12 protein-coding genes and 1 pseudogene are annotated in these 16,065 nt (G+C 72.0%); 6 read left to right on the top strand and 7 right to left on the bottom strand.

The window, feature by feature from the left end:
- Positions 1-122 precede the first annotated feature (122 nt).
- The 4 genes from ABTX81_RS06410 to ABTX81_RS06395 all read right to left on the bottom strand — a co-directional run bounded on the left by ABTX81_RS06410 (position 123) and on the right by ABTX81_RS06395 (position 5,106).
- Positions 123-2,324, bottom strand: a complete 2,202-nt coding sequence (locus ABTX81_RS06410; RefSeq protein WP_350542248.1) for a M4 family metallopeptidase — start codon at positions 2,322-2,324, stop codon at positions 123-125.
- Positions 2,325-2,777: 453 nt separating this feature from the next.
- Complete coding sequence (locus ABTX81_RS06405; RefSeq protein WP_350541938.1) at positions 2,778-3,233, bottom strand: carboxylesterase family protein; 456 nt, start codon at positions 3,231-3,233, stop codon at positions 2,778-2,780.
- Positions 3,164-3,376, bottom strand: coding sequence for a carboxylesterase family protein (locus tag ABTX81_RS06400; protein WP_350542247.1), 213 nt, complete (start codon positions 3,374-3,376; stop codon positions 3,164-3,166). Before ABTX81_RS06400 ends, ABTX81_RS06405 begins: the two co-directional genes overlap by 70 nt.
- 158 nt (positions 3,377-3,534) lie before the next feature.
- Entirely contained in the window at positions 3,535-5,106 is a 1,572-nt protein-coding gene (locus ABTX81_RS06395) for an MFS transporter (RefSeq protein ID WP_350541936.1), read from the bottom strand.
- Positions 5,107-5,329: 223 nt separating this feature from the next.
- On the opposite strand from ABTX81_RS06395, the gene ABTX81_RS06390 reads away from it, so the two are divergent.
- Entirely contained in the window at positions 5,330-6,163 is an 834-nt protein-coding gene (locus ABTX81_RS06390) for a TetR/AcrR family transcriptional regulator (protein ID WP_350541934.1), read from the top strand.
- Positions 6,164-6,231: 68 nt separating this feature from the next.
- Here the strand turns inward: ABTX81_RS06390 and ABTX81_RS06385 are convergent.
- Positions 6,232-6,423: pseudogene (locus tag ABTX81_RS06385) on the bottom strand (ABC transporter permease); the annotation flags it as partial.
- 274 nt (positions 6,424-6,697) lie between these two features.
- Between ABTX81_RS06385 and dnaE the strand changes: the two are divergent.
- Positions 6,698-10,264: a DNA polymerase III subunit alpha gene (dnaE, locus tag ABTX81_RS06380; RefSeq protein ID WP_350541932.1), complete on the top strand. Its 3,567-nt coding sequence runs from the start codon at positions 6,698-6,700 to the stop codon at positions 10,262-10,264.
- Between the two features lie 70 nt (positions 10,265-10,334).
- On the opposite strand, the gene ABTX81_RS06375 is transcribed toward dnaE, so the two are convergent.
- Positions 10,335-10,628, bottom strand: coding sequence for a helix-turn-helix transcriptional regulator (locus ABTX81_RS06375; RefSeq protein ID WP_350541930.1), 294 nt, complete (start codon positions 10,626-10,628; stop codon positions 10,335-10,337).
- 161 nt (positions 10,629-10,789) lie between these two features.
- On the opposite strand from ABTX81_RS06375, the gene ABTX81_RS06370 reads away from it, so the two are divergent.
- The gene (locus ABTX81_RS06370) at positions 10,790-11,107 is read left to right on the top strand and encodes a hypothetical protein (protein ID WP_350541928.1); all 318 of its coding nucleotides are present in this window, start codon (positions 10,790-10,792) and stop codon (positions 11,105-11,107) included.
- A gap of 19 nt (positions 11,108-11,126) precedes the next feature.
- On the opposite strand, the gene ABTX81_RS06365 is transcribed toward ABTX81_RS06370, so the two are convergent.
- Positions 11,127-12,215 (bottom strand): cytochrome P450, encoded by a 1,089-nt coding sequence (locus ABTX81_RS06365; protein WP_350541926.1) that lies wholly within the window; start codon positions 12,213-12,215, stop codon positions 11,127-11,129.
- A 56-nt stretch (positions 12,216-12,271) separates the two neighbouring features.
- Here ABTX81_RS06365 and ABTX81_RS06360 point away from each other — a divergent pair, with 56 nt between their 5' ends.
- From ABTX81_RS06360 to ABTX81_RS06350, 3 genes are read left to right on the top strand one after another with little or no spacing between them, the layout of a single operon-like run.
- Positions 12,272-13,237 carry an ABC transporter permease gene (locus tag ABTX81_RS06360; protein WP_350541924.1) on the top strand — a complete coding sequence of 322 codons (966 nt, stop codon included), beginning with the start codon at positions 12,272-12,274 and terminating at the stop codon, positions 13,235-13,237.
- On the top strand, positions 13,234-14,223 hold the full coding sequence (locus ABTX81_RS06355) for an ABC transporter permease (protein ID WP_350541922.1): 990 nt from the start codon (positions 13,234-13,236) through the stop codon (positions 14,221-14,223). The genes ABTX81_RS06360 and ABTX81_RS06355 overlap by 4 nt, the downstream gene beginning before the upstream one ends.
- Positions 14,220-15,917, top strand: coding sequence for an ABC transporter ATP-binding protein (locus tag ABTX81_RS06350; protein ID WP_350541920.1), 1,698 nt, complete (start codon positions 14,220-14,222; stop codon positions 15,915-15,917). Before ABTX81_RS06355 ends, ABTX81_RS06350 begins: the two co-directional genes overlap by 4 nt.
- Positions 15,918-16,065: the final 148 nt, after the last annotated feature.

Raw genomic sequence — 16,065 nt, 5'->3', positions numbered from 1 at the left:
ATCGTCAGGAAGCGGCCTTCGGGTGCGGCGCGGCCCAACGGGGGTCGGCGAGCCGCGCCGCACAGGCAGGAGTGATCCGGCCGGCAAGGTGCGCCGGCCGGATCACCCGGGTGGGAAACCGATCAGAAGACGAGCTTCCAGCCGTCGATGCGGCCCGAGTCGCTGCGGTACATGTCCTGCACCCGGAGCCGCCAGGTGCCGTTGGCGAGCTGGGCGGAGGCGTCCACCGTGTAGGTCTCGACGACGTTGTCGGCCGAGTCGCCGAGGTTGCTCTTCTTCAGCGAGTACACCGTGCCGTCCGGGCCGACCAGGTCGACGGCCAGGTCACCGCGCCAGGTGTGCTTGATGTCCACGCCCACCGCGAGGTTGCCGGGCGCCTGGCCCGCGATCCGGTCGACGACGATGTCCGAGAAGACCGCCGGGCCCCCGTCCGGGATCGGCACGGCGGTGGTGTTCGTGAAGATGCCCGGGGAGACCCTCCAGGTGAACGTCGTCGAGATGCTGCTGTGGTGGGAGGCCTTGGCGGTGACGGTCACCGTCGAGGTGCCGGCGGTGGCCGGGGTGCCGGTGATGCGGCCGGTGACCGGGTGGAGCTTCAGGCCCTCGGGGAGGCCGGTCACGTGGTAGGTGACGGCGCCGGGGTTGAAGTTGGCGGCCTTGACCTGGAGTTCGGCGGGGGCGCCGACCTCGGTGATCTGGTTGGCGACGGGGTCGAGCAGGAGGCCGTCGACGACGCGCGGGCCGACGTTGATGGCCGCCCAGGCGTTGGCGGTGTTCATGTAGGTCGCGCTGGACTGCCCGTACAGGTCGGCGGCGGCCTGGAGGGTGGCGACGCGGGCCGCCGCGTAGTTGGTGGACGAGGTCATGTAGGTGGTCAGCGCCCGGTACCAGATCTTGGCGGCCGCGTCCCGGCCGATGCCGGTCACCGGCAGGCCGTCGGAGGTCGGGGAGTCGTAGGCCACGCCGTTGACGGTCTTGGCGCCGCTGCCCTCGGAGGCCAGGTAGAACCAGTGGTTGGCCGGGCCGGAGGAGTAGTGGACGTCGATGGTGCCGAGGTCGGACGACCAGGAGTCCCTGGAGCGGCCGTCCTTGGAGGGCTTGTCCATGTAGCGCAGCGGGGTGCCGTCGCCCCTGATGTCGATCTTCTCGCCGACCAGGTAGTCGCCCTTGTCCTCGGGGTTGCCGGCCCAGAACTCGATGGCGGCGGCCATGATGTCGGAGGTGGCCTCGTTCAGGCCGCCGGACTCGCCGCTGTAGATCAGGCCCGCGGTGGCGGAGGTGACGCCGTGGGTCATCTCGTGGCCGCCGACGTCGATGGAGGTCAGCGGCTTGACGTTGCCCGCGCCGTCGCCGTAGGTCATGCAGAAGCAGCTGTCGGACCAGAACGCGTTGACGTAGTTCTTGCCGTAGTGGACCCGGGTGTAGGCGCCGACGCCGTCGTCCTTGATGCCGTTGCGGCCGTGGACGCTCTTGTAGTAGTCCCAGGTGAGTTGGGCGCCGTAGGCGGCGTCCACGGCGGCGGTCTGCCGGTTGCCGACGGTGCCGTCGCCCCAGGTGTCGGTCGGGTTGGTGAACAGCGTCCTGGTGCCGGTGGTGCCGTTCAGGTCGTAGGTGCTGTGGCCGCCGCGGGTGGGGTCGGTCATCGCGTAGCCGCCGCCGGCGGCCGCCGAGGTGCCGATGGTGACCTGGCCGGAGTACTTGCTGTTGCCGACGCCGGTCTCGATGCCCTGGTACTCGAAGATCTTCTTGCCGGAGTTCGCGTCGGTGATGACGTGCAGCTCGGACGGCGTGCCGTCCTCCTGCGTGCCCGTCACGATCGTCTCCCACGCCAGGCGCGGGGTGCCGGACGCCGCCCAGACCACCTGACGGGCGCTGTCGGCCGCCGGCTCCTGGACCTTCGCGCTCCCGGCGCTGTCGAGTGCGAGGCCCTTGGCCGCCTCGGCGCTCTCCCCGGGGGTGGTGTCGACGGCGATGTCCGCCTCGGTGGCCTTGGTGACGCCCCTGGTGGAGCCGTCCGGAGCGGTGTGGACGACCAGGTCGCCACCGAGCACCGGCAGTCCGTCGAAGGTGCGCTCGTAGCGGGTGTGCACGCTGCCGTCCGCGTCCCTGGTGACGCCCCGGACGACCAGCGCCTCCCCGGAGCCCAGGTTCAGCACCCTGGCGGTCTGCGCCCGGGTCGCGTCGGCGGCGGCCAGCAACGTGCCGCGCTGCTCCGGCGACAGCTCCACCGGCAGTGCGCCGGTGAAGGCCCGCGCCTCGGCGGCGGCCCCGGCCGGTGCGTCCTCGGCGGAGGCGACACCGGCGGGCAGCGCAGTCACGATCATCGCGGCGCCGGCGATCAACGCGCTCGCGGTGACGGACTTTCTGCGGGATCGAGTCACACTGAACTCCTTCTGCGACGGCCGCGTTCGGGCGGCCGGAGTCAGCCGGGCGGCCGAGGGTGGTGCCGCCCGGTAGAGCTTGGTGGTTCGAGTGGCTGGAACGGTCTTCGACGTGCTCGCCTCGCCGTGCGGCGGTGCACGTGCGACTACAAGGGCCCCTGCGGCGATGGGACGGTACAGTGCCAGCTTTGGTGGGAACACGTCACCCGTGCGGCAACAAGTTGGCCGAAATGCTTCGCCGCAGACGTAAAGTGCAGGAAATTGGCCGTCAACCGGCGGGCAATGCGGGGGAAAAACCGACGGAAGCCGGGGACGGCGCACGCCGTCCCCGGCTCCTCCTCCCCGGACTCCCGCCGGTGCTTCCGCCGGTGCTTCCGCCGGTGTCCGGCGTTCCGGTCAGCGCAGGCCGTCCCACAGGAGTCGTTCGGAACGGGCGGGGTCCTGGTGGACCGCGGGTGCGGTGGCGTCCAGGAACATGACGGACCGGCCGGGCAGGTAGGCGGGCCAGGGCGGCAGGTGGTCCCCGGCGGGACGGCCGTGGCGGGCGAAGGAGATCCAGGCGCCGCGGACCCGTTCGGACAGCCGCGGATGGGCCGACGGGTCCGTCAGCGGGTCGTGCGGGTTCCCGAAGACGGCGCCGATCTCGGCCATGTGGCAGGCCCCGAGGGCGCCGTCCAGGGCCGGGGACGGCTGGGTGAACTCGTAGACGTAGGTGTCCGCGCCCTGGGCGGCGCGCGCCTCCGCGACGCGGAGCGCCGGCAGCCGGTAGCCGTGGTCGCTCATCACCGCCGAGAACAGGTCGGCGGCACCGGCCCGCGGCCGGGTCCCGGCGTAGACGGCCCGCGCGACCACCGGATCCAGCCCGGCTGCGGCGCGCTCGGACCGTGGACGAGCGCGTCACGCACGCCGCTCCACGGCTCGGCGGGCCGCGGCGGACGCATCCGGTTCGCGCCGAACGGCGGTGCCGCGTAAGGGATGCCCAGGAAGGAGGCCATGCCGTCGCGGAGGTGACCGCGGACCTGACCCTGACGGGTGCTGACGGTGACGTTGCTCATCGGGAAGTCCGGTTTCGGAGGAGCTGGGAATGTTCGGAGCGGTATGAGCCTTTCCGTCACCCCGCGGAACCGCAACCGAATTCCCTCGGCCGGATCACTCAGGAAGCGGCCGCCCGCGAGCGCGGCTCCGCCGCGCCTTCCCCGTCACGGTGCTCCGCCGGGGATCCCGCGGTGCGCAGCAGGGTGGCGATGAGGATCGCCGCGCCCGACATGAGGACGGCGAGGGCCACCGCGGCGATCCGTGTCTCCCGGGCGAAGGCATCGAAGGCCACGTTCCGCAGGGATTCGGCGGTGCTACCCGGGAGGGCGGCGGCGGTCTCGACGGCGCCGCCGAGGGTGCTCCTCACCGCGTCCAGTTGCCCGGGCGTGAGGGCCTCGGGAGCCTTGGCCGTCAGTTCCGAACGGTAGACGGCGGTTCCGATGCTGCCCAGGAGCGCGATGCCCAGCGCCCCGCCGAGTTCGGCGGAGGTTTCCGCCATCGCGGAGGCCGCCCCGGCCCGCTCCGGTGGTGCGGCGGAGAGGATCACCTCGGTGACGACCGCGGAGACGGCGCCGATGCCGATCGCGACGACGGTCATGCCGCCGACGAGGTGGACGATTCCCGAATCGGCCCGGAGCAGGGCCAGCACGAGGTAGCCGGCGGTGGCCACGAGCAGCCCGGCGGCGATCACGTTGGGCTTGCCGACGCGCGGGGCGGCCGCGGTGGCGAGCGCGATGCCCAGGGGCATCACGAGGAAGGTGGGCAGGGACCACACGGCCGACTCCAACGGCCCCATGCCCAGCACGAGTTGCATGAACTGCCAGTTGAACAGACTGAAGCCGACCAGTCCGAACGTCGCCAGGGCGTCGATGAGCAGGGGCAGGTTGAACCGGCGCGTGTTGAACAGCCTCATGTCGATCATCGGGTTCGCGGCCTTGCGCTGTCGGCGGAGGAACGCCGCTCCGACGGCGAGTCCGGCGGCGCAGCACGCCAGGGGGGTCCACCCGAAGCCGTGCTCCGCCAGGGCCTTGACGCCGTAGATGACGCCGAGGACGGCCACCAGGGACATGGCGGCGCCGGGCAGGTCGAACCGGCCCGGCGCGGGGTCGCGGTGTTCGGTGAGCATCAGTGGGCCGAGGATCAGCAGCAGGACCATCACCGGCACGTTGATCAAGAAGACCGATCCCCACCAGAAGTGCTCCAGGAGCAGACCGCCGATGATCGGGCCGAGCACGGCGCCGCCCGCGAAGCCCGCCGTCCAGATGCCGACCGCGGTGGCTCGCTGGGCGGAGTCGTGGAACATGCTCCGGATCAAGGAGAGGGTCGACGGCGCCAGCGTGGCTCCGGCGATGCCCAGGAGCATGCGGGCCGCGATGAGCGTCCCGGGGCTGGTCGCGTAGGCCGCCAGGACCGAGGCGACGCCGAAGGCCGCGGCGCCCGCGAGCAGCACCCGCCGCCGGCCGAAGCGGTCACCGAGCGTGCCCATCGTGATGAGCAGTCCGGCGAGGAGGAAGCCGTAGGAGTCCATGATCCACAGCTGCTCGGAACCGCTCGGTCCGAGGTCGGCCGTCAGCGAGGGGAGCGTGATGAACATGACGGCCATGTCCATGGAGGCCAGGACGCAGGGCAGCACCAGGACGGCGAGACCGGCCCACTCCACCACTCCGGCTCGCTTCTTCTCTTCGGTCATGCCTTCTCCTGAGCAGCCGTACGGGATCCGGACGGTCGCAACCGGCCCGGGTGCGTACTGTGTACGCATGATGATGTGGAAAACGCGTACACGGTACGCCAACACACTCAGCCGCTACAACACCTTTTTGACCTGCTATTCCAGCCTGACCGATGCACTCGACCGCACGAGCGTCTAGAATTTCGACACACAACCCTGAGGTGTGATGAAAAGGAGTTCGTCGATGTCCGTGCAGCCGGCGTGCGCGTCGTGCAAGGCAACCCTGGAGCCCACGGACCGGGGGCGGCCCAGGATCTACTGCTCGCGTGCGTGCCAGGCGAAGGTCTACCGGGCGCGCAGGGCGGAACGGTCGGCCGACGTCCCGGAGGGCGACGACGGCGCACCGCATCTCACCGTCGAGCGCATCGTGCGGGCCGGGATCGTCGTCGCGGACGCGGAGGGGCTCGACGCGCTGTCGATGCGCCGGGTCGCCATGGAACTCGGCACCGGCACGATGTCCCTGTACCGGCACGTGGCGTCCAAGGACGCCCTGGTGACCCTGATGGTGGAAGCCGCGATGGCGGACGTACCGCTGCCCGACTCACCACCGCGGAACTGGCGTCACGGCCTCGAACGCGCCGCGTACCGCGACTGGGAGCTGTACCACCGCCACCCGTGGATCCTGCCGAGGGTCATGGTGACGACCCGTGCGTATTTCAGCCCGGCTCTCGCGGCGGACAGCGAGAGCGCCTTCTCCTCGTTCGACGGGCTCGACCTCGAACCCGCCGACGCCTTCCGGTACATGTTCATGTTCGCCTCCTACGTGCAAGGTGTGGCGCTGATCCTGGTCAGCGACGCGGAGGCGGAGCGGCAGTCGAAGCTCACCGCGGACCAGGGGGCGGAACCCTCGGATCACGCGCAGGACCCGCTGTACGAACCCGGGGCGTATCCCCGCCTCTCCCGCGCGATGCGCGCGGGCGCCGACCCCTGGGATCTCGACGCCTTGTTCGCCTCGGGTCTCGCCGGCGTCCTGGACGGCATCGCGGTCGATCTCGCGCGGAAGGGCGCCGCCGCCTGAGCTCCGGCGGCGCGCCGTCCCACGGGTATGTGCGGGCCGTTGTTCTCCGGTCACCGAGGTCCCGGTGGTCACCGCGGGTCGCGGTCGAAGACCGCCTTCGAGCAGCCGTAGCCGAGCACGGTCAGGGCGAGGCACCAGGCGACGGCGAGCCAGCCGTTGTGGCCGATGCCGCTGCCGAGCAGCAGTCCGCGCAGGGTCTCGATGGCCGGGGTGGAGGGCTGGTCATCGGCGATCGGCCGAAACCAGCCCGGCATCGCTTCCCGACGGCGATCCAGGTGACGTCATGATGGCGCCACCTTGGCGCCATGCTCAAGCCCTTTGCACGCCCGGGTCCCGGGAGCGGGCGGCATCGGCGATCGGCGCGGCACGGCGCCTGGTGACACCACATGGCGCACGATGACGCCACCTGGGCACCACACCGGCAGGACGCCCGTCGAGCTGATCGCCGGGCCGTTCGACGCGGCGTGTCGTGCGCCTCGAACGGCTAACCTGGGCCGCTTGCCCGTCCCGGAACCACCCGAGGAGCCCAGCGCCGTGTCCGACAGCTTCGCGCACCTGCACGTCCACACCGAGTACTCGATGCTGGACGGGGCCGCGAAGAACGGGAAGCTCTTCGCGGAGGCGGAGAGACAGGGCATGCCCGCCATCGCGATGAGCGACCACGGCAACATGTTCGGCGCCTACGAGTTCTTCCACGCCGCCGCCAAGACCGCCGTCAAGCCGATCATCGGCATCGAGGCGTACGTCGCCCCGGCCTCGCGCTTCCTGAAGAAGCAGGTGTTCTGGTCCCCCGGCGGCCAGCGCCCGAGCGGCGCGGACGGCGAGGGCGGCAAGGACGTCTCCGGCGGCGGCCGCTACACCCATATGACCATGTGGGCGCAGAACGCCACCGGCCTGCGGAACCTGTTCAAGCTCTCCTCGCTCGCGTCGATGGAGGGCTACTACATGAAGCCCCGGATGGACCGCGAGCTGATCGCCGCCAACGCGACCGGCATCATCGCCACCACCGGCTGCCCCTCCGGCGAGGTGCAGACCAGGCTGCGGCTCGGCCAGTACGAGGAGGCGGTCAAGGCCGCCGGGGCGTACCAGGACATCTTCGGCAAGGAGAACTACTTCCTGGAGCTGATGGACCACGGCCTGTCCATCGAGCAGGACGTCCGCGCGGACCTGCTGCGCCTGGCCAAGCAGCTGAACATCCCGCTGCTCGCCACCAACGACTCGCACTACGTCACCGCCGACCAGGCGGACGCCCACGACAGCCTGCTCTGCGTCGGCGTGGGCAAGAACAAGGACGACCCGAACCGGTTCAAGTTCCAGGGCACCGGCTACTACGTCAAGACCGCCGAGGAGATGCGCGAGCTCTTCCGCGAGCTGCCGGAGGCCTGCGACAACACCCTGGCGATCGCCGAGCGGGTCGAGTCGTACGAGGAGGTCTTCACCTACGTCGACCGGATGCCGCAGTTCGACGTCCCCGAGGGCGAGACCCAGGCCTCGTACCTGCGCCAGAAGATCGCCGCCGGCCTCCAGCACCGCTACGGCGACAACCCGAGCCAGGAGGTGCTGGACCGGGTCGAGCTGGAGATGGGCGTGATCACCCCGATGGGGTTCGACGCCTACTTCCTCGTGGTCGCCGACATCTGCCAGTACGGGCGGGACAACGGCATCCCGGTCGGTCCGGGCCGTGGCTCGGCGGCCGGCTCGATGGTCGCCTACCTCACCGGCATCACCCAGCTCGACCCGCTGGAGCACGACCTGCTGTTCGAGCGGTTCCTCAACCCCGAGCGCATCAACCCCCCGGACGTCGACATCGACTTCGACGACCGCCAGCGCGACCAGATGGTGCGCTACGTCACCGAGAAGTACGGCTCCGCCTACACCGCCCAGGTCAACACCTTCGGCACCATCAAGGCCAAGGCCGCCGTCAAGGACGCCAACCGCATCCTCGGCTACCCCTTCGCGATGGGCGACCGGATCACCAAGGCGATGCCGCCGGACGTCATGGGCAAGGGCGTGCCGCTGGCCGACCTCTTCAACGACAAGCACCCCCGGTACAACGAGGGCACCGAGATCCGGGCGCTGTACGACAACGAGCCCGACGTCAAGAAGATCATCGACACCGGCCGGGGCATCGAGGGCCTGATCCGCGGCACCGGTGTGCACGCCGCCGCCGTCATCCTCTCCTCCACCCCGCTGCTGGAGCTGATCCCGCTGCACATGCGGGACAAGGACGGCACCATCATCACCGGCTTCGACTACCCGTCGTGCGAAGCCATGGGCCTGATCAAGATGGACTTCCTGGGTCTGCGGAACCTGGGCATCATCGACCACTGCATCAAGATCGTGAAGGCCAACCGGGGCGTCGACGTCGACATCGAGAAGATCCCGATCGACGACCCCACCACCTACCAGCTGCTGGCCCGCGGCGACACCCTCGGCGTCTTCCAGCTCGACGGCGGCCCGATGCGCGCCCTGCTCAAGCTGATGAAGCCGACCGAGTTCGCCGACATCTCCGCCGTCTCCGCGCTGTACCGGCCCGGGCCGATGGGCATGAACTCGCACACCAACTACGCCCTGCGCAAGAACGCGCAGCAGGAGATCATCCCGATCCACCCCGAGCTGGAGGAGCCGCTCAAGGACGTCCTCGGCCCCACCTACGGGCTGATCGTCTACCAGGAGCAGGTCCAGCGCGCCGCCCAGGTGCTCGCCGGGTACTCGCTCGGCCAGGCCGACCTGCTGCGCCGGGCGATGGGCAAGAAGAAGAAGGAGGTCCTGGAGAAGGAGTTCGTCCCCTTCCACGCCGGCTGCAAGGAGCGCGGCTACTCCGACGAGGCCATCCAGGCGGTGTGGGACGTCCTGGTCCCGTTCGCCGGTTACGCGTTCAACAAATCGCACTCCGCCGCCTACGGCCTGGTCTCGTACCAGACCGCCTACCTCAAGGCGAACTACCCCGCCGAGTACATGGCCGCCCTGCTCACCTCGGTCGCCGACGACAAGGACAAGATGGCGGTCTACCTGGCGGAGTGCCGGCAGATGGGCATCCGGATCCTCTCCCCCGACGTCAACGAGTCGGTGGTCGACTTCACCGCCGTCGGCAGCGACGTCCGCTTCGGCCTCAAGGCCGTGCGCAACGTCGGCGTCCCGGTCATCGAGTCGCTGGTGCGCACCCGGGAGGAGAAGGGCAAGTACACCTCCTTCCCCGACTTCCTGGACAAGGTGGAGCTGGTGGTGTGCAACAAGCGCACCGTCGACTCCCTGGTCAAGGCCGGCGCCTTCGACTCCCTCGGGCACACCCGGCTCTCGCTGAGCACCGTGCACGAGAGCGCGATCGACGCCGTCACCGGGCTGAAGAAGCAGCAGGCGATCGGCCAGGACGACCTCTTCGGCGCCCTGGACGCCGACGAGGGCGGCGGCCCCGGCATCGGACTGGACTTCGAGCTCACCGACCGCGAGTGGCCGCGCCGCCAACTCCTCTCCCTGGAACGGGAGATGCTCGGCCTCTACGTCTCCAGCCACCCGCTCGACGGCGCCGAGCACATCCTCTCCCAGAACCGCGACACCTCGATCGCCGACCTCCTCGGCTCCGGCCGCACCGAGGGCGAGGTCCGCCTCTCCGGGCTCATCACCGCGGTGGACCGCCGGATCAACAAGGCCGGCAACGCCTGGGCGATCATCACCCTCGCCGACCGCGACGGCTCGGTCGAGGTGCTGTTCTTCCCCGCCACCTACAACCTGATGGCCGAGCAGATGGTGGAGGACAACGTCATCTCGGTGCGCGGCCGGCTCAACGAGCGCGACGGCTCCCTGAGCATCTTCGGCCAGGAGATCACCACCCTCGACGTCTCCTCCGCCGAACTGGGCACCAAGCCGCCGGTGCAGATCACCGTGCCGGCCGCCCGGGTCACCCCCGAGATCGTGGCCGAGCTCAAACTCGCCCTCCACGCCCACCCCGGCGACGTCCCGATCCGCCTGCTCACCACCGGCTGGGACAAGGACACCCTCTACGAGCTCGGCTTCCTGGTGAACCCCGACAACGGACTCGCCTCGGACATCAAGACCCTGCTCGGCAACCGCGCCTGGATGGGCACTGCCGTCCGCTCCTGATCCCGGCCGGGCCGGGCCGTGCGGCACGTACCGCCCCCCGGCCCTCGGCGGGTCGGGCGGTGCGCGGGCCTCAGCGCAGCAGGACCGAGAGGAGTTCGGCGAGGGTCGGGCCCGAGTCGGCGGGGTGGCGCAGCTGCTTGCTGTCGATCACCGTGTAGTGGTTGGTGCGGCCGTTGCGCTGGTGGCTGAGGTAGCCGGCCTGTTCGAGGTCGGCGATGATCCGCTGGACGGCGCGTTCGGTGAGCAGGCAGCGGGCGGCGAGGTCGCGCACGCGGATGCCGGGATCGCGGGCGATCTGGACGAGCACGCGGGCGTGGTTGGTCAGGAAGGTCCACTGCCGCACGGGTGGGGTGCCATCGTCCATGGGCCGATTATACGACCGGTGATTCACGACGATGGAAACACGACAGTATTTTCGTGCAATGGTTGACAGGCATCGCCCCGGGGGCGAACAGTGGAGTCACGTCCACCCGCACCCGCCCGCGCAGCACCCGTCGCGCGGGGCGCCTTCCGGGAGATGGTCCCGTGACCCAGATGACCCGGCACGAACTGGAACGGCTCACCGCGTTCCTCACCGAGCGCATCGGCGCGCCCCGCGAGAGCGGGGACCACGCCGGGCAGGTGGAACCGCTGCGCCGCCAGCTGCGGCACTCCGTCACCGGCATCGACGCCTATCTGCTCGCCGCCGAGTCGGACAGCCCCGCCGCCGTGCATCTGAGGGAGGCGGCCCTGGACCTGTGGCAGGGGCTGCAGCGCCTCGCCGAGGCCTGGGTCGACACGCCCGCGCCGCCCGCGCCGGAGGCGGCCGCCGCCCTCGGCGCCGACGTGCCGGCGGCGCGCTGACGGCGGAACCGGGAGTGACCTACGACGTGCGCAGCGTCGCGCGGAGTGGTTCGGCGGGCTGGAGGAGGATGCCGGGGTGGGGAGTGGGCTCGCCGGGGTCGACGTGGAGGTGGAAGCGTTGCGCGAGGGTGGCGATCAGCAGCGTGGCCTCGACGAGGGCGAAGCGGGCGCCGAGGCAGGCGCGCCGGCCGCCGCCGAAGGGGAACCAGGCGTGATCGGGGACCGCCGTCGGCGCGTCGGGGTCCCATCGCTCGGGGCGGAAGGCCTCCGGGTCGGGGAACCAGCGCGGGTCGCGGTGGGTGGTCCACGGGCTGCACCACACGGTCGTGCCGACGGGGACGGGCGCGCCGCCGAGCGTCGCGCCCTCGTGGGCCACGGCGGGTGAGATCGTCCAGGCGGGCGGGTAGACGCGCAGGGACTCCTTGACGACCTGGCGGGTCCAGTGGAGCCGCTCGTAGTCGTCGTAGCCGGGCGGACGGCCGCCGAGGACGCGGGCGAGTTCCTCGCTCAGCCGGTCGCGGGCCTGCGGGGAACGCGAGAGCAGGTACCAGGTCCAGGTCAGCGTGGTGGCCGTGGTCTCGTGGCCGGCGGCCCAGAGCGTCACGGCCTCGTCGCGGACCTCGCGGGGCGAGAGCGGCCGCCCCTTGTCGTCACGGGCCTCGAGCAGGCGGGCCAGCAGGTCGTCGCCCCGCGCGGGATCGGTGCCGGCGGCCGTCCGGTCGCCGATCAGCCGGCCGACCTCGGCGTCGATCGTCGCGACGGCGGCGAGCAACCGCCGCCGGGCGGGCGTGCGGACCCAGCCGGGCAGGAACAGGGAGACGCTGCGCAGCTCGGCACCGATCTCCCGCTGGGCCACCGCCACGGCGTCCGCGAGCGCCCGGTCCCGGTCGCCGACGTCACCGCCGAACAGGGTGCGGACGATGATCCGCTGGGTCAGCGCGTTCATCTCGCCCATGACGTCGACGCGCCGCCCGTCCCGCCAGCCGTCGGCGTGCGCGACGGCGCACTCGACCATCGTCGCCGCGTACCCCCGCACCTGGCGCGGGCGGACCGCCGGCTGGACGAGCGCGCGCTTGCGCTGCCAGTCCGCTCCCCGGCTGAGCAGCACAGGCCGTCCGGGTAGCCGAGGCCCGCACGGCCTCCCCGGCCCCCGGAGGACGGCAGGTGTGGCGGCGGCTGCTCGCGCGCCGCTCCGCCGTCGCCGCCGGCCTCGTCATCGTCCTGCTCGCCCTGGTCGCGGCGGGGGCACCGCTGCTCAGCGCGATCGAGGGCCAGGACCCCACCGGCTACCACAACGACCTGCTCGACTCGGCGGCCGGCGGGGTGCCCGTCGGCTCCTTCGGCGGCGTCAGCGCCGACCACTGGCTCGGCGTCGAACCCGGCACCGGGCGGGACGTGTTCGCCCGGCTCGTCCACGGCGCCCGGGTCTCGCTGCTCGTCGCCGTCGGCGCCACCTTCGTGCAGATCACGCTCGGCGTCCTGATCGGCCTCGCGGCCGGCCTCGGCAGCCGGGTGCTCGACCAGCTGATCGGCAGCACCACCGAGGTGATGCTCGCGCTGCCCTCGCTCGTCTTCGCCATCTCGCTGATGGCGGTGGTGCCGTCCGGTTTCCCCCGCCCGCTGCTGCTGACCCTGGTCATCGGGCTGCTCGGCTGGGCCGGCACCTCGCGGATCGTCCGGGCGCAGACGCTCGGCCTGCGGCAGCTCGACTACGTCTCGGCGGCCCGGCTGGCCGGCGCGAGCCGGTGGCGGATCGCCCGCCGCGAGCTGCTGCCCTCGCTCGCCGCACCGGTCATCACCTACGCGGCGGTGCTGCTGCCGTCCAACGTGGTCGCCGAGGCCGGGCTCTCCTTCCTGGGGGTGGGCGTCAAGCCGCCGACCGCGTCCTGGGGCCAGATGCTCTCCGGCGCGACCACCTGGTTCCGCGCCGACCCGACGTACGTGCTGCTGCCGTCCGCGCTGCTGTTCGTCACCGTGCTCTCCTTCACCGTGCTCGGCGACGCCGTCCGCACCGAGCTCGACCCGCGCGCGGCCTCCCGGCTGCGGGTCGGCACGGCGCGCGGCGCCGGACGGCCCGCCACCGGACCGTCCGCCGCCGGGCAGGCCGGCTCCAAGGAGGCCACCGCATGACCCGCTTCCTGCTCCGCAGGGCCGTCGCCATGCTCGGCGTCCTGCTCGCCCTCTCCGTGGTCGTCTACGCGGTCTTCTACATCGCCCCCGGCGACCCCGCCCAGCTGGCCTGCGGCGAGAAGTGCAGCCCCGCCCAGGTCACCCAGGTGCGCGAACGGCTGGGCCTCGACGCGCCGCTGCACCTCCAGTACGCCCACTTCCTCCAGGGCCTCGTCGCCGGCCGCGACTTCAGCGCCGGCACCGGGCTGCTGCACTGCCCGGCGCCCTGCCTGGGCGTCTCCTACCGCAGCGGCGAGCAGGTCACCGACATGATCACCGCCCGGCTCCCGGTGACGGCCTCGCTCGCGTTCGGCGCGATGGTGCTCTGGCTGATCCTCGGCGTCGGCACCGGCCTGGTCTCGGCGCTGCGCCGGGGCCGGCTCGGCGAGCGCCTGCTCACCGGGCTGACGCTGGCCGGCAGCTCCGTCCCGGTCTTCATCATCGGCCTGGTGCTGCTCATCGTGCTCTGCGCCCAGCTCCAGTGGCTGCCGTTCCCCAGCTACGTCCCGCTCACCGAGGACCCCCAGCAGTGGTTCTGGGGCCTGCTGCTGCCCTGGACCTCACTCGCCCTCGTCGAGTCCGCCAAGTACGCCAGGCTGACCCGCTCCTCCATGCTGGAGGCGCTCGCCGACGACCACATCCGCACCTTCCGGGCGTACGGCGTCAGCGAACGGCACCTGGTGACCAGGCACGCCCTGCGCGGCGCGCTCACCCCGGTGATCGCGCTCACCGCCATCGACCTCGGGACGATGTTCGGGAGCGCCGTGCTCACCGAGTCCCTCTTCGGCCTCCCGGGGCTCGGCAAGCTGCTGGTCACCTCGGTCGGCCTGATCGACCTGCCGACCGTCGTCGGCCTGACCCTCGTCACCGGGTTCTGCGTGGTCCTCGCCAACGTCGTCGCGGACGTGCTCTACGCGGTGACCGACCGAAGGGTGGTCCTGACATGAGCCCCGAACCCCTCGTCGACGTCCGGGACCTGGTCGTCGACTTCCCGGTCGGCGACGGCCACGTCCGCGCCGTCGACGGGGTCGGCTTCACCCTGGAGGCCGGGCAGGCGCTCGGCATCGTCGGCGAGTCCGGCTCCGGCAAGAGCACCGTCGCCTTCGGGCTGCTCGGCCTGCACCACGGCACCGGCGCCCGGATCGGCGGCTCGGTCCGGGTCGCCGGCGTCGACGCCGTCACCGCCGAGGGCGCCGACCTGCGGCGCCTGCGCGGCGGACTGGCCGCCATGGTGTTCCAGGACCCGCTCTCCGCCCTCGACCCGTACCACGCCGTGGGCGACCAGATCACCGAGGTCGTCCGGGTGCACCGGAAGCTCTCCCGCCGGGACGCCGGGAAGCGGGCCGTCGCGGTGCTCGACCGCGTCGGCATCCCCGACGCGGCCCGCCGCTCGCGGTCGCGCCCGCACGAGTTCAGCGGCGGCATGCGCCAGCGGGTGCTGATCGCGATGGCCCTGGCCTGCGAGCCGCGGCTGCTGGTCGCCGACGAACCGACGACCGCGCTCGACGTCACCGTCCAGGCCCAGGTCCTCGACCTGCTGCACGAGTTGCGCGCCGAGACCGGGGCCGGACTGGTGCTGGTCACCCACGACCTGGGCGTGGTCGCCGGGAGCGTCGACCGGGTGCTGGTGATGAAGGACGGCCGGGCGGTGGAGCACGGCCCCGTCACGGAGGTGCTGGGCGCACCGCGCGAGCCGTACACCCGCGCGCTGCTGTCGGCGGTGCCGCGGGTGGACGCGCCGCGCGATCCGGCCGGGCCCGCCGAGCCCGTCGACCACGTCGAGCCCGCCGAGCCGACCGGGGGCGGCGACGTCCTGCTCGAAGCCGTCGACCTGCGCCGGGAGTTCGCCGCCCGCGGCGGCCTCGGCCGGCGCGCCGCGCCCGTCACCGCCGTGGACGGCGTCTCGCTCACCGTGCGGGCCGGTGAGACGCTGGGCATCGTCGGCGAGTCCGGCTCCGGCAAGACCACCCTCGGACGGATGCTGGTCCGCCTGCTGGAGCCGACCGGCGGCCGGCTGCACTACCGGGGCCGGGACATCGGGGCGCTCGGGGAGAAGGAGCTGCGCCCGATCCGGCAGGAGCTGCAGATGGTCTTCCAGGACCCGGTCTCCTCGCTCAACCCGCGCCGCAGCATCGGCGAATCCGTCGCCGACCCGCTGCGCATCGCCGGCGAGAGCGACGAGCGCCGCGTCCGCGCCCGGGTCGGCGAACTCCTCGAACGGGTGGGGCTGGACCCCGACTGGTACCACCGCTATCCGCACGAGTTCTCCGGCGGGCAGCGGCAGCGGGTCGGCATCGCCCGGGCGCTGGCCCCCGGTCCGCGGCTGATCGTCTGCGACGAGCCGGTCTCCGCGCTGGACGTCACCACTCAGGCCCAAGTGGTCGAACTGCTGGGCGAGTTGCAGCGCGACCTCGGTCTGGCGCTGGTCTTCGTCGCCCACGACCTCGCCGTGGTGCGGCAGGTGAGCGACCGGGTCGCGGTGATGCGGGCCGGCCGGATCGTGGAGCAGGGCGACGCCGCCGCGGTGTACGACTCCCCCCGACACCCGTACACCAAGGGCCTGCTGGCCGCCGTACCGGTGCTGGACCCCGCCGAGGCGGCCGCCCGCCGCCACGCCCGGCTGGCCTCCGCCGGCACCTGACCCGCCACCGGGCGGCCGGGCCGGGAGCCCGGCCGCCCGGGAGCCCTTCCCGCCCGGGAGCCCTTCCCGCACTCCACTCCCCGTGGAGGCGGAGCGGTCGGTGGCGACCCGAACCTCCCAGGATCGCCGGAGGCAGGCCAACCTCGGG

Origin of the sequence: Kitasatospora sp. NPDC097605 (assembly GCF_040302725.1) — a bacterium.
Lineage (GTDB): Bacteria > Actinomycetota > Actinomycetes > Streptomycetales > Streptomycetaceae > Kitasatospora.
The sequence above is the reverse complement of the archived record's forward strand: the minus strand, read 5'-3'. Positions and strand labels throughout refer to the sequence as shown.

Coding starts and splice junctions, on each gene's coding strand:
- ABTX81_RS06410 (WP_350542248.1), bottom strand. CDS start 2,324: ATGATCGTGACTGCGCTGCCCGCCGGTGTCGCCTCCGCCGAGGACGCA.
- ABTX81_RS06400 (WP_350542247.1), bottom strand. CDS start 3,376: ATGGCCTCCTTCCTGGGCATCCCTTACGCGGCACCGCCGTTCGGCGCG.
- ABTX81_RS06395 (WP_350541936.1), bottom strand. CDS start 5,106: ATGACCGAAGAGAAGAAGCGAGCCGGAGTGGTGGAGTGGGCCGGTCTC.
- ABTX81_RS06390 (WP_350541934.1), top strand. CDS start 5,330: ATGTCCGTGCAGCCGGCGTGCGCGTCGTGCAAGGCAACCCTGGAGCCC.
- ABTX81_RS06375 (WP_350541930.1), bottom strand. CDS start 10,628: ATGGACGATGGCACCCCACCCGTGCGGCAGTGGACCTTCCTGACCAAC.
- ABTX81_RS06355 (WP_350541922.1), top strand. CDS start 13,234: ATGACCCGCTTCCTGCTCCGCAGGGCCGTCGCCATGCTCGGCGTCCTG.
- ABTX81_RS06350 (WP_350541920.1), top strand. CDS start 14,220: ATGAGCCCCGAACCCCTCGTCGACGTCCGGGACCTGGTCGTCGACTTC.